Source organism: Hymenobacter glaciei (genome assembly GCF_039539585.1).
Taxonomy (GTDB): Bacteria; Bacteroidota; Bacteroidia; order Cytophagales; family Hymenobacteraceae; genus Hymenobacter; species Hymenobacter glaciei.
Genome location: NZ_BAABDK010000025.1, coordinates 127,671 through 141,562 on the forward strand (window position 1 = coordinate 127,671; position 13,892 = coordinate 141,562).

The window sequence follows — 13,892 nt, forward strand, 5'->3', positions numbered from 1 at the left end:
GCTGATGGACGGTGCTATCCCGAATCAAAAAGGCGAACTGGGAGCCCGGCAAGCCTTGAATTGGCCCCGTCGCATAGGGGGCGATGCGCGCTGAGTCGGCCAACTGCTGGCAGCCATATGGCTTGAACCGGTAGCTATTGCGTTTGAGAAGAATATTAATTTGTTGTGTCGTATTCGCTGGAATAACAGAATGGCCCTCATAAAATATAGTTTGAGCCTTTATTGACCCGGTTATTCCGCGACGACTAACCGGCATTCGCAACACGAAATGTCCACTTGAATCGGTTTGAGACGACTGTGTGTAAAACCACTTATTAGCTAGAGATGACCTTCCCACTACTTCTACCCTGGGCACCGGCTTGCGACCGACCACATCGAGCACATAGCCTGAGGCGCGAAACGTGTTATTGTATGACGCGCAACCTGCTAATGCTACGACGGTCAACAGCAACAGCGCAACAACCAAAAGACGGGCAGACTTCATTGGGCGGAGATTCAAGGCTTTCCCAAAGTAAAGCCTCGAACCGCCAACACCCAGCCCGCTATTTTTCGGATGCCGGCCCGCCGCCTGCGTATGCAGCTTTCGACTGTCTTTTCGCTGCTGTCTATGTCCAAAGATTCCCTCTCCCCCACCAACTTTTCCGGCTTTGTGCGCGTGCGCGGAGCCCGCGAGCACAACCTCAAAAACGTCGACGTTGACATTCCGCGCGATGCGCTGGTGGTGTTCACCGGCGTGTCGGGCTCGGGCAAGTCGAGCCTGGCGTTTGGCACGCTCTACGCCGAGGCCCAGCGCCGCTACCTCGAATCGGTGTCGCCCTACGCGCGGCGGCTGTTCCACCAGATGGCCGTGCCCGAGGTGACGAGCATCGACGGGCTGCCGCCGGCCGTGGCCCTGCAGCAGCAGCGCGGCGCGCCCAGCACCCGCTCGTCGGTGGGCTCGGTCACGACGCTTTCCAACCTGCTGCGGATGCTGTACTCGCGGGCCGGCGACTACCCGGCCGGGCAGGGCATCATCTACGCCGAAGCGTTTTCGCCCAACACGCCCGAGGGCGCCTGCCCCACCTGCCACGGCCTGGGCCGCGTGTACGAAGTCACCGAAGCCAGCATGGTGCCCGACCCAACGCTCACCATCCGCGAGCGGGCCATTGCGGCCTGGCCCCAGGCCTGGGGGGGCCAGAACCAGCGCGACATTCTGGTGAGCATGGGCTACGACGTGGACACGTCCTGGCAGGACCTGCCCCAAAAGGACCGCGACTGGATACTCTTCACCGAGGAGCAGCCGGTGCTGCCGGTATACCCCGGCTACTCGCCCGAACAAACCCAGCGGGCCATCAAGCGCCGCGAGCAGCCGAACTACATGGGCACTTTCACGGGGGTGAAAAAGTACGTGCTGCACACCTTCGCCACCACCCAAAGCGCGCTGATGAAGAAGCGCGTGGCGCAGTATATGCTGGGCTCCGACTGCCCTACCTGCCAGGGCAAGCGCCTGCGCCGGGAGTCGCTGTCGGTGAAGTTTGCCGGCCTCGATATCGCCGAAATGTCGCGCCTGCCCCTGAAGCGGCTGGCGACACTGCTGCAGCCTTTTGCCGAGGGCAAAGCGGGGAAACAGAAGCACGACAAGGACCACCCCGAGCAGGCCATCGTGGCCCGGCGCATTGCTGAAGATTTGGCGGCCCGCCTCTCGGTGCTGCTCGATTTGGGGCTGGGCTATTTATCCCTGGAGCGCGGCACGCCTACGCTGTCGCCCGGCGAGTTGCAGCGCCTGCGGCTGGCTACCCAGCTCTACTCCAACCTGTTCGGCGTGGTGTATATACTTGACGAGCCCAGCGCCGGCCTGCACCCCGCCGACACCGAGGCGCTGCTAAAGGCATTGGCAGGACTGAAAAGCGCGGGCAACTCGCTGTTCGTGGTAGAGCACGATTTGAACGTCATCCGCCAGGCCGACTGGCTGGTGGATGTGGGCCCGGCTGCCGGCGAGAAGGGCGGCGAAATCCTCTACAGCGGCCCGCCTGAGGGCTTGAAAGCCGTGCAGGAGTCTCAGACGCGACAGTTTCTATTTGACACCGCTGCCCTTCCTGACACGCCGCCCCGCACGCCCTCCGGCTGGCTGAAGCTGGCCGGTGTGACGCGCAACAACCTCGAAAACCTTGATGTGGCGTTTCCGCTGGGCGTGTTCACGACGGTTACGGGCGTGTCGGGCTCGGGCAAATCCAGCCTCGTGAGTCAGGTGCTGGTGGAGCTGGTGGCCGAAAGCCTGGGCCAGGAAATCGCGCCCGAAGAAGAGGAAACCGACCCGCTGACCCCGCCCGCGCCGGCCACGCTCGGCGGCCAGATTACGGCCGGGCTGGACAAAATCAAGCGCCTGGTGCGCGTCGACCAGAAGCCCATTGGCCGCACGCCGCGCTCCAACATGGCCACTTACACCGGCCTGTTCGACCACGTGCGCAAGTTATTCGCCGCTACGCCCGAGGCTAAAAAGCGCCGCTACGACGCCGGCCGCTTCTCCTTCAACGTAGCCAAGGGCCGCTGCGAAAACTGCTCGGGCGAGGGCTTCGTGATGGTGGAATTACTGTTTCTGCCCAGCGTGTACGCGCCCTGCCCAGTGTGCCACGGCGCGCGCTACAACGCCAAAACCCTCGAAGTGCAGTACCAAGACCGCAACATCGCCGAAGTGCTGGGCCTGACCGTGGACGACGCTTGGGAGTTCTTCGCCGACGAGCCGGCCATCTTCCGCGCCCTCACGGTGCTGCGTGAGGTGGGCCTGGGCTACCTGCGCCTCGGCCAGCCCGCCACCGAGCTTTCGGGCGGCGAGGCCCAGCGCATCAAGCTCGCCACCGAGCTCCAGCGCATCGGCCGCGGCAACACGCTCTACGTGCTCGACGAGCCCACCACCGGCCTGCACCCTTCCGACATCGAGAAGCTGATGACGCAACTCGAAGGCCTTGTTGAGGCGGGTAATACCGTCATCGTAGTGGAGCACGACATGCGCGTGGTGGCCGGCTCCGATTGGGTGATTGACATCGGCCCCGGCGCGGGCGAAGACGGCGGGGAAGTGGTCGCCGCCGGTCCGCCGCGCGAAGTGGCCCAGGTGAAAGCAAGCCGCACGGCGCCGTATCTGCAGCAGTTTTTACAGCCGCAGTCGACCGGTGTTCTTCGGTGATTGCCGCTATCTTGCCGACAGCTGCTGGACCACCCGGCAGTGTTTCCCCTTTCCAATCAGTTTACCCCAAGGCTCACTTCTATGAAACGCCCTTTCCTACTTCTCGCCGCCGGGCTACTCGCGGTGGCCTGCCAGAAAAAAGACCCCGATGTAACGCCCCGCGAGATTGAAGACCCGGACTGGATAAAGCTGGAAATCAAAACTATTTCTTCGAGCGATGAAGCTTACTCGATTTGGGGTGATATTGACAAAACCTTGCTGGTTTCAACCAGAGCACATATTTTCGCCACTTCCGACCAAGGCAAAACCTGGCAGGAATTAAAAAATTTCTACGGCCCCACCTATGGCCTTGTGTCGCGCAACGATACTCTTTTTGCCCTGAGTAGCTACCGCATCGATACCCCAGGCGAAATAATGGCGACCTACGCTAACTATTGCACGACTGACCTCGGCAAAACGTGGGTGTACACTTTTACCGTGCCCGGCGGTTACGAGAAGTATAGCAACCTCAGCCAGCCCTTTGGCCGGGTAGAAGCCGCTGGCATCACGTACCGCACCCAGGAAAACACTCAGCCCATCGCCAACTCCACCAGCCGCCTGGTGCTGGCCTCTGACCTGCTGCGGACGGACGGTGCTGGCCAAACCAAAATGCGCCTGCCCGCCGGCCATTACCTCAAAGGCTTGTACCTCGATGGGAAGCAACGGCTGTACGTAGCCGCCTCGGGCGTCCGCTTTGATTTAACCACCGGCCAAGCTAGCAACGCGACAGTCAGCCGCCCGGCGGTAGTCTACGTTTCGCGCCGGCCCCGGCCGTAAATGCGATTGAGCAGCCGCTCCCACTATCAGGGGCCGGCGTGCGTAGTAGAAGCTCATGGACCCCAACACTGCCTTACCCGCTAACCTGTTTCGCCGCCAGGACGAAACCGCCGACGCTGACTTCTACTACCACCCGCGCTTCGTTACGCACATCGACGAGGCGGCCATTGCAGCCGTCACACAGCTCTACCGCGAGTACTTCGCGCCCGACAGCACCCTGCTGGATTTGATGAGCAGTTGGGTGAGCCACCTGCCGCCCGAAATAGCCTACCACCGGGTGGTGGGCCTGGGCATGAACCACGCCGAGCTCACAGCCAACCCGCGCCTAGGCGCCTTCGCGGTGCAGGACCTCAACCAGCAGCCCGCCCTGCCCTTCGCCGACCAGGAATTCGATGGGGCCGCCATTTGCGTGTCCATCGACTATCTCACGCAACCGGTGGCCGTGCTCCGCGAGCTGGCCCGCGTGCTGCGGCCCGGCGCGCCGCTGGTTATCACCTTCTCCAACCGCTGCTTCCCGAGCAAGGCCGTGGCCGCCTGGCATGCCCTCGACGACCGCGGCCACCTGGCCTTGGTGCGCCAGTACTTGCTAGCCGCCGGCTGGCAAGCCATCGAGCTGCTCGACCGCAGCCCCACTCCCGGCCGTTCCGACCCGCTGTTTGCCGTGGTGGCCCGGGCCGCAGCCCCACCCCAAACCGCCACGTGAGCTCAGCTGAACCTCGTCGAAACGGAAGTCGGGTGTTGCCCCTTTAGAGGCTAGCAACCCGTGCATTTGCGTAAGCTGCGAGGCAGCAGAGCCGGCATCCGCGATTTTCAAAAAAGGGCCGCCCCGGGCCGTGGCTGAATAGTGGGATGTGCATTCTGTCCTTTGCAGGCATCGGGAAGCAAACCCCAACCGCCGATGCGCCCAACTCTACTCCTCGCCCTGCTACTGTTGCTGCTCCTGCCCGCCCACGCCCAACGGCGCGTGGCCGATGCCCGCCAGCAGAGCTACCTCACCAAAGTCTTCCGGATAAACGAAGTCCAGACCCGCCAGCTGTACGAGCACGGCCTGGCTGCGGCGCGGGCCGAATTCTTCACGCTGGTAGTCGACTCTTTTGCCACCGTCAAACCGGTGCGCCGGCCGCTGCCGCTGGGCTACTACCTCGAAGCCCACGCCGAAGGCTCGCAGCTGGTGTATGAGTTGCGCGCCGAAACCGACCGCGAAGTGGCCATCATCGACAACCAAGTCGACCTGACGCTGGTGGTGCGCGACTCGCTGGGCCGTCCGCTACCCGCTGCGCAGGTCGCGCTGGCCGGGCGCCCCCTACCCTTCGACCCCGCAACCCAGAGCTACCGGCAGGCGGGCGGCGGCCGGCCCGGCTTGCTAGCCGTGACGCACGCCGGCCGCACCACTTTCCACCCCCTCAACCAGACGTTTCCGTACGGAAAGCAGCGCTACGGCCAGCAGAATTCTGCCCGGCCTTCGGGCCATTGGCTGCGGCGGGCTTACGGCCGGGTGGTGTACGGTTTCCCGCTAGGCTACCTCACGCGGCCCACGCGGCAGCTGGTAAACGACCTGCGCTACGCATCCGAAGTATCAACGGGCCTGGTGGGGCTCCTGCGCTCGGTGTTCAACGAGGATGTGCGCGAGGAGCGCCAGGAACGTCGCCATCCCGACCGCGGCAACGGCTCCGATGACGACGACCAGCGCGGCCGTTGGGCCAGCTACGTGGCGACCAGCCAGCCCCGCTACCGCCCCACCGGCGACACCCTGCGCCTGAAGGCCCGCGTGCTCGCCCGCAAAAACGGCCGGCCCTACCGCAAGCCCCTCACCCTGTGGCTGGGCGGCGACTACGCGCACCCCGAGGGCAAACGCGTGGCCCTGCTGCATGCCAGCCAGCCCGGCAGCTACCTCTTCACCCTGCCCCTGACCGATACGCTGGGCCTGCGGGCCAGTACCTACGTCGGCTTCCGGTTGAAGGACCGCCAAGGCCAGGTACGAGCCAGCGGCCAGTTCAAGCTCGAAGACTACGAGCTGAAAAACAGCCAATACACCCTGCGCGTAGCTGAAAAAACCCAGCACGTGGGACAGCCCCAAGCCGTGTACGTGCGCGGCACCGACGCCAACGAGCTCAACCTGCTCGACGCCCGCGTGCAGCTGAGTTTGACGCCGGCCGGCGCGCCCGGCCTGCTGCCCCGCCGCCAGGTGTTCATTCCCGATACGCTCTGGACCCACCGCCAGCCCCTCGACGCGCTGGGCGAAACCCGCCTCGACGTGCCCGCCACCGCCCTGCCCGACGTCGATTTCAGCTACCGCGTACTGGCCACGCTGCTTACCTCCGACAACGAGCGCCGCACCGAAAGCACCGTGGTGCCCCTGCGCCACGACCCCGGCACCCTGAAACTGGAGCTGCGCGGCGACTCGGTGTACCTCGCCTACCAGCACCTGGGGCAGTCGCAGCCGCACGCGGCCTCGCTCAACATTTCGGCCGACCGCAAGGTGGGCAGCGACTGGCTGTTTCGGGGCCCGGTGCAGCTGCCGTGCGCGGTGCCCGTGAATGCGCAGGCCGACTTTTATGAGCTGCGCGACGCGCAGGGCCGCGAAGCGCATCTCGATTTCACTGCCGACAACGCCGGGCTGAGTTTGCTCTCCGACCGGCCCGCCGACTCGCTGGTAATGGCCGTGGACAACCCGCGCCGACTCGCGTTCTGGTACTACGTGTACCAGGGCAACCACCTGCGCTACCGCGGCTACGGCCCCAGCTTGCGCCTGGCGGTGCCCGGTGTTGGCTCCGAGCCGTGGTACGCTTCGCTGCACTACTGGTGGGGCGGCGAGCTGCGCACCGCCGAGTACACCGTGGCCCTGCCCGCGCCGCAGTTGCGCATCGAAACCCAACAGCCCGCCGTGGCTTACCCGGGCCAAAAAATCAGTTTGGGCTTTGCCGTGACGGACGAACGCGGCCGCCCCGTGCCCAACGCCGACCTCACCAGCTACGCCTATACCAGCAAGTTCGAGCAGGCCGATGCCCCCGCGCTGCCAGTGCTGCGCCCGGCCCGGGCGGTGGTGGGCCGGCGCTCGCTGCGACGCTTTGGGCTGGCCAACGATTTCAGCCACCAGCCCACCCGCCGACTGTTGGACTGGCCCCACTGGCGCGCCGTGCTGGGGCTCGACTCGCTCACGTTTTACCGCTTTCTGTACCCCGACGACGGTTTTTTTCACGAGTACCAGCCCGCGCCGGGCGGTATCACGCAGGTAGCGGTGTTTCTGGTCGACTCGGGCCGGGTGCAGCCGCCGGTGGCGGTGTACGTCGACGGGCAGCCCGGCTACATCCATGATGTTAATAGCAACGACCCTTACACCGTGGTGGCCGACAGCGGCCTGCACAACATCAGCGTGCGCACGGCCACGCGCCTCGTGCGCCTCGACGGCGTGTACCTGCGGCCCCTGCACAAACTCACGCTCAGCATCGACGTGAACCATCCTTGCCTGGAGCTGAGCGTGCAAAAAGCCACCCCGCTGCTCACTGCTGATGAACGGCTGGGGCTGCAGCGTACATTGGTAGTGATAGATGATGCGGGCTTGGTTTCGGCTACTCTGCGGCAGGGCCGGCTGCTACGCCCACTCGGCAGCCGGACGTATTCGGGCCGGTTGGCGGGGCCTTTTCGGCCCGATTCGGTGCTGCTGCGCGACCCGTGGGGGCTGCGGCGCAAGTTTCTGTTTGACCCCGGGTATAAGTATTCGTTCGGGCCGCAGCTGCTCAAAATGCAGTGTTTCGATGCCAACCTGCTCGGCACGTTGGCCGGCACGGCGGGTATGGGCTGGCTGCCGCTGAAGGGCTTTGCCTACACCGAAGCCGATTTCCGCCGCCAGCCGCAGTGGGTGGCTCCCACCATTCCCGAATACCTCAACACCGTGTTTGAGGCTCCTTATGCCACGCCCGCCGGGCAGGGTCGGCTGGAGCTGCGCTTCCCTGCCCGCCCCACTTCGGCCACCGAAACCGAATTACCGGCCCCGCGCTACGTGCGCATCACCCGCGCCGACCAGCCCAAATTCCTGCGGTTTGTGCGCTACTACGGTACCATGCCGCTGCACGCCCTGCCAGCTGGCCGCTACCGCGTGGCCGTGCTGCTGGCCGACAGCTCCTGCCTGGCCCCGGCCGAGGAGGTCATCATCCAGCCCAACGGCCAGACCTACTACCAGCTGGAGCGGGCCGACCGCGTGGCCGCCGGGCCGCCGGGCCACCGACTCAACCAGCTGCTGTGGCGGCTGCGCCCCAGGCTCGGCACGCCAGTGGAGAACATGGAGCAGCGCCGCGTTATCCGGGTCGAAACTCCGACCAGTCCGCAGCCCGGCTGGCGCACCGTGCGCGGCCAGGTAATCGACCAAAGCACCGAGGAAGGCATGCCCGGTGTGACGGTGTTGCTAAAAGGCAGCACACTGGGCGTATCGACCAACGCCGACGGCAGCTTCGTGCTGCAAGTGCCACCCGATGGGTATAGCACGCTCGCCATCAGCAGCGTGGGCTACGTGACTCGGGAAATTGCGCTGGGCTGGCTGGGCGAGCTCACGGTGAAGATGGCCGCTGACGCCAAGCAGTTGAGTGAGGTGGTGGTAACTGGCTTCACTTCGGTTACGCGCAATAGCGTGAGCGGCGCCGTTTCGTCCATTACCGTTAATTCTCTCCAGGGCAAAGCGGCAGGATTGCAAATTCAGACATTATCGTCTATTTCAGGAGCCCGGGTTACGCTTCGGGGTTCCCGCTCCCTCACGGGCAATAGGGAGGCCCTGATTATTCTCGACGGGCTTCCCTTCAACGGCCAGCTCGCCGACCTCGACCCGGCCACAATTGCTAGCATAAACACGCTAAAAGGTACCCAGGCCACTGGCCTCTACGGCTCGGCTGCCGCCAACGGGGTGCTTATTATCAAGAGCAAGAAAGCAGCCACCGCCGACGGTCCCGGCCAGGACCCGCGCCTGGCCATGCGCCGCCATTTCCGCGACTACGCCTGGTGGCGGCCCCTGCTCCTCACCGACGCCCGCGGGCAGGCCCGTACCGACGTGGTGCTGCCCGACGACGTGACCAGCTGGGACAGCTTCGTGCTGGCTTCCGACAACCACGGCCGCCTGGGCAAGGCCACCGGCCGCATGAAGTCCTTCAAGCAGCTGCGGGCCGAGCTGGCCACGCCCCGCTTCCTGGTAGCCGGCGACCGCACCCAACTCTTGGGCAAAAGCCTGAATTACGGCTTCGACACGGCCCAGGTGGCCACCACCTTCCGGGCCGGTGGCCTGGTGCTGAGCACCCAAAACCACCTCGTGAGTCCCTTGGCCGTCGATACGCTCACCTTCATCGCTCCCACGCCCGCCGTGCCCGATTCGGTGACGCTGAGCTTCGCCCTGGCCCAGCCCAACGGCTACCAGGACGGCGAGCAGCGCACCCTGGCTGTGCTGCCGGCGGGCACCCGCGAAACCGTGGGCACCTTCGCTACCCTGGCCGCCGCCGATACCACCGTGCAGCTGTCCATCGACCCCACCTTGGGCGAGGCCACCGTGCGCCTGGAAAGCGACGCCCTGCCACTGCTCCTGTCTGAAATCGAGCACCTGCAGCGCTACGCTTACCTCTGCAACGAGCAAGCCGCATCCAAGCTGAAAGCGCTGCTGCTGGAACGGCGGATTCGCGTCGTGCAGGCCCAACCCTTCCGGGGCGACCGGGCGGTGAATTTTCTTATCCGCAAGCTGCTCGCGGGTCGCCACAAGCCCGAGGGCCTGTGGGGTACCTGGCCCAGTTCACCGGTGAGCCCCTGGGCCACATCGCATGTGCTCGAAGCCCTGCTCGAAGCCGAAAAAGCTGGCTACACCCTTAAGCTGGACCGCGCTCCCTTGCAGGCCTACCTGCTGCGCGAGCTCGATGCCCAGTTGAGCGAGGCCGCCACCATAGCGGCCCTGCACCGCCAGCACCCGGCTTACTACAGCAGCTATTACCAATCAGCCGACGACCTTATTCGCCTGCTCAGCCTGCTGCACAAGCTGGGCGCGCCGGCCGACTACCGCACCTACCTCGCCCGCTTCGACCGCCTCCAGGCCGGCCGCCAACCCCTCGACCGCTACCTGGCCCTCACCGCTTTGCGCCAGCAGCTGGGCCTGCCCTACCAGCTCGATACGCTGCGCCGCTACCGCCTGCGCACCCAGCTCGGCGGCGTGTTTTATGGCGATACGCTGCACGCCTCCACCTACTATGGCTACCTGCTGCGGGGCCGGGTGGGCTCGACATTGCTGGCCTATCGGGTGCTGCGTGCCGCGCCGGGCCACGAAGCCGAGCTGGCGCGCCTGCGCATGGGCCTGCTCAACCTGCGCGACGGCGGCCACTGGACCAGCACCTTCGAGGCCGCTCAAATCCTCGAAACCATCGGCCCTGACCTGTTTGCCGATGGCCGGCCGGCCACCTTTGCCCGCGCCAGGCTCAGCGGCGGCCTGAGCCAGACGGTCAGCGAGTTTCCCTTCACCGCCAAGTTGCCCGCTGCTGCCGGCTCCATTCTATTGCACAAGGAAGGGCTGCTGCCCGTGTACGCCACCGCCTACCAAACGCGCTGGAACCCCACGCCTGCTCCGGTGGCCGGCGCGTTCACGGTGCGCACGGCTTTGGCTGGCCAGGCCGGTACCCGGGTGGTGCTGCGCGCCGGCCAGCCTGTGGAGCTGGTGGTAACGGTAGACGTGAAGGCCGAAGCCCGCTACGTGCTGCTCGAAGTGCCCATCCCGGCCGGGTGCTCCTACGGCGACCCGGCCACGCCCAACTACCTCGAAACCCACCGCGAGTACCTGCGCCACCAAACCGGCATCTTCCTCGACCAGCTGCCCATCGGTCACCACGAGTTTCGCATCGCGCTTCAGCCCCGCTTCCGGGGCGTTTACACCATCAATCCGGCCAAGGCCGAGCTGGTGTATTTCCCTACCAAGTTTGGCCGTTCGGCCAGCAAGCAGGCCGTGGTTCGGTGAGAAAGTGTGGGAGTAAAGCAGACCTGCGGGTTTTCAGCGCCCAGGCCTATTCGTCGTGTAGCGCGTGCAGCGTAACGCAGCCGTTACTTTCCAGCAGGGCAAAGTGTTGGCGGCTGGCCGTGGTGAGCACGGCTACGAAATCAGCGTCGGCTTCGACAAGGCGCAACGCTTTCGCCCCCTCGCCGCTGAGGTGGTAGAGGGCGGCCCACGATATGCCAACCGCCACCAGGTGCTCGGCCCCTACAAAACGGCAGTCCATTTCCGCCGGGCAGGACATGGGCAAAATTGGAATATCGGCCCCGGCGCGCAGTTGCCGGGGGCTCCAGCACAGCAGGCTGTCATCGGTGGCGAGTGCCAGCCGTAGCTCGGCCGAGTATGGGGAAGCAATCAGTTGGTAACCAGGTGCGGAGGGCACCGGATGCCAGCCGAGCACTTCCTGCTCTGACCACCACAGCAGGCCGTTGCTGCCGAAGCTGTAGTAGGTGCCGTTGCGATAGAGCATTTCGTTGGGCCACTTCCGCTCGGCCAGCATCGGCAACTCATCGGGGCTGAGCTCGTGGGTAATGGGGGGCAATGGCTGGCCGTTGGCTGCATACCGCTCCACCACCAGAGCCGTGCCAGCCAGGCGGGCCGTGGCGGTGACCCCGTCCGGCAGCAGGGCCACCCGCGCCGGCCAGGCCGGATGGCCGGGTGCGCAGCTCACCGTGAGGGATTCGGCGAAATGCTTGTTTTTGGGGAGCACCTTGGCTTCGAGCAGCACGGGTTCCGAGGGCAGCAGCAGTATGCGGGGGGCGTGCGTTTCGTCGGCCACCAGCACCAGGCTAAAATTGCTGGGCACCTCGGCCAGCCACGAGTAGTATTCGACGTAGCCGTACCAGTTGCCGCGGGCCAGGTGCAGCCGTCCCTGCCGCCTGCCGACAGCCACCCACTGCTGCCGGTAGCTCGTGGCCTTTAGCCAGGTAATGGTGGCATCGAGCTGCGGGGCCAGCACTGACCCGGTTGGCCCGGCTCCGCTGCGGGCGGCGGGCCGGGCAGTGGCAAAGCGGCTGCAGTCGGCGGCAATCAGGCGGTCGTCGGGCAGGAAGTGGCGCAGCAAGCTCAGGTGGGTGAGGTTGCCGGCGGTGGCTTCGGTGCTCACCACGTCGTAGGCAATGTCGCGCGAGGCGCTGAGCAGCGCCGGGGCCGGGTGCTTTTCGTTCACGGCGGCCAGCACGTGCAGCAGCGGTACGCGCCGCTCGTGGGGCGTGTGCTCGGCAAAAACGGCCCGTACGTGGGCGCTCAGGTCGGCTTCCGGGGCGGCGGCCAGCACATCGAAATATTGGTTTAGGCACACTTCGGGCTGCTTGGGGCCAGCCCATCCCTGCAGCAGCACTTCCTGCGCCCGGCCGGCATCGGCGAGCTTGTGGGCCAGCAGGCGGGCGGCGGCGGGGTGGTCGTCGTTGCCAAGCAGCAGGGTTACGCCGCGCTCGTAGTGGCGGGCCGCCAGCGCGGGCTGGTCGAGGCGCTGGTGCAGGTCGCCGGCTTTTTCGTGCTCCTTGAGCTCGGTATAAATTTCGGCGGCTTCAAGCAGCAGGCCGCCGTTTTCCAGGCAGTTGGCGGCGGCGGGCAGGTTGTGGAGGTGGTCTTTGTAGAGCGCGGCGGCTTCGCGGCAGAAGCCGCCCTGGTTGAGGGTATTGGCAGCGGCCGGGTAGTCGCCCAGCAGATGCGCGTAGATATAGGCAGCTTTTTTGAAGCGGCCGGCCCCGATTTCCTGGGTGGCGGCGGCGCGGTACTGCAGGCCCAGGTTGTGGCGGTAGGCATCGAGGTTCCAGGCGTCGACGCGGCCGCCACCGCCCAGGCTGCCGAGGTTGAAATCGGTGCTGCGCTGCCCCAGCCGGGCCGATTGCGGCGCGGCGCCCCGGTCCTGGTAGGGGCCGCCCAGCGGAATGGCGTACTTCAGTGCCTCCTCCAGGTTTTCGCCGAACAGCTTCAGCAGGCGCTCAATCTCGTTCTGCCGCTTCTGCTCCAAGTTGTGAATGCGACCGTTGAGCCACTGTTCCACGCGCTGCCCGAACCCGGGCTGAGCCGGGGCAGTTGGAGCGGCTTGTCGGCGAGAAGTCGGCGAGGTGCTGCTTTCTCCATGTATGCGAACGAAAAGCCGCCCCAACAGCAGCACAAGCATTATCAGGCCCGATACAGAATGCGAGCCCAGCACACTAAACAGGAAGCCTATCAAGGCTAACGCTCCCAGCACCAACGCGGCCCCGCCCAACACCTTACCAAAAAAGCCCCAGTCGATACGCAGGGGGCGGGGGCGCATTCTCCACACACCTAATCCCATTCGCAGGAGCCAGCGGCGTAGGTTGTCAAGCGCCGCTCCCACCGGTCCCGGCCGGTCTTCGGCCAGGCCCGGCAGCTGAGCCAGCGGTACTGTGCCCACGTTTTCCTGCATATCCTGCACTACCTCAGCCACGGTGGGTTGCAACACCCGCACCTGCTCCAAGCGCGGCCGCAGTGCGAGGCCCGGCCGGGCCTGGGCCCAGTCGGTGGCGCGCGGTGCGGGGCATTTGAGCAGGGTAGCCAAATCGAACTCATCGGCGGTATCGAAGCCTACCAGGCCAATGCCGGGATGCAGCAGCTGCCGGGGCCACAACAGAGTCGCGGCCAGCTCGCCGGGCGCAGTGGCGGGCCACAGGCTGGCGCCCGCCGGCACGTAGAGGCGGCCGTCGGCTTCGGCCCCGTAGGGCTCCAGCACATCGGCGGGCAGCGGACCGGCGGCCACCACAAACAGCCCGGCCACCCGCACCGAGCGAATGGACTCGGGCACCAGGTAGCAGGCCAGCTGCGCGGCGGGCAGGTTCCAGCGGCTCAGCTCGCGCAGCCACACGGCCGGGTCGGCCCCGCGCAGGAAAGCCGCGCAGGCCGGGCGCAGAGCCGTTTCGTGGTAGCGAAGCGTGAGAAGCATGG

General features: G+C 65.6%; 5 protein-coding genes. 4 read left to right on the plus strand and 1 reads right to left on the minus strand.

Annotated elements, in window-relative coordinates; translation table 11 throughout:
* Positions 1 to 607 precede the first annotated feature (607 nt).
* The 4 genes from uvrA (at position 608) to ABD837_RS15895 (ending at position 10,946) form a co-directional block, all read left to right on the plus strand.
* Positions 608 to 3,160 carry an excinuclease ABC subunit UvrA gene (gene uvrA / locus ABD837_RS15880; RefSeq protein ID WP_345056425.1) on the plus strand — a complete coding sequence of 851 codons (2,553 nt, stop codon included), beginning with the start codon at positions 608 to 610 and terminating at the stop codon, positions 3,158 to 3,160.
* 81 nt (positions 3,161 to 3,241) lie between these two features.
* Positions 3,242 to 3,976: a beta propeller repeat protein gene (locus ABD837_RS15885; protein WP_345056428.1), complete on the plus strand. Its 735-nt coding sequence runs from the start codon at positions 3,242 to 3,244 to the stop codon at positions 3,974 to 3,976.
* 55 nt (positions 3,977 to 4,031) lie between these two features.
* Positions 4,032 to 4,679, plus strand: a complete 648-nt coding sequence (locus ABD837_RS15890) for a methyltransferase domain-containing protein (protein WP_345056430.1) — start codon at positions 4,032 to 4,034, stop codon at positions 4,677 to 4,679.
* Between the two features lie 195 nt (positions 4,680 to 4,874).
* Positions 4,875 to 10,946: a carboxypeptidase-like regulatory domain-containing protein gene (locus tag ABD837_RS15895; RefSeq protein ID WP_345056432.1), complete on the plus strand. Its 6,072-nt coding sequence runs from the start codon at positions 4,875 to 4,877 to the stop codon at positions 10,944 to 10,946.
* A gap of 46 nt (positions 10,947 to 10,992) precedes the next feature.
* Here the strand turns inward: ABD837_RS15895 and ABD837_RS15900 are convergent, their stop codons facing one another.
* Positions 10,993 to 13,890, minus strand: a complete 2,898-nt coding sequence (locus ABD837_RS15900; protein WP_345056434.1) for a hypothetical protein — start codon at positions 13,888 to 13,890, stop codon at positions 10,993 to 10,995.
* Between the last annotated feature and the right edge of the window lie 2 nt (positions 13,891 to 13,892).

Bases quoted from the DNA above. Each gene is read 5' to 3' on its own strand.
- ABD837_RS15890 (WP_345056430.1), top strand. From the start codon at position 4,032: ATGGACCCCAACACTGCCTTACCCGCTAACCTGTTTCGCCGCCAGGAC.
- uvrA (WP_345056425.1), top strand. From the start codon at position 608: ATGTCCAAAGATTCCCTCTCCCCCACCAACTTTTCCGGCTTTGTGCGC.
- ABD837_RS15900 (WP_345056434.1), bottom strand. From the start codon at position 13,890: ATGCTTCTCACGCTTCGCTACCACGAAACGGCTCTGCGCCCGGCCTGC.
- ABD837_RS15895 (WP_345056432.1), top strand. From the start codon at position 4,875: ATGCGCCCAACTCTACTCCTCGCCCTGCTACTGTTGCTGCTCCTGCCC.
- ABD837_RS15885 (WP_345056428.1), top strand. From the start codon at position 3,242: ATGAAACGCCCTTTCCTACTTCTCGCCGCCGGGCTACTCGCGGTGGCC.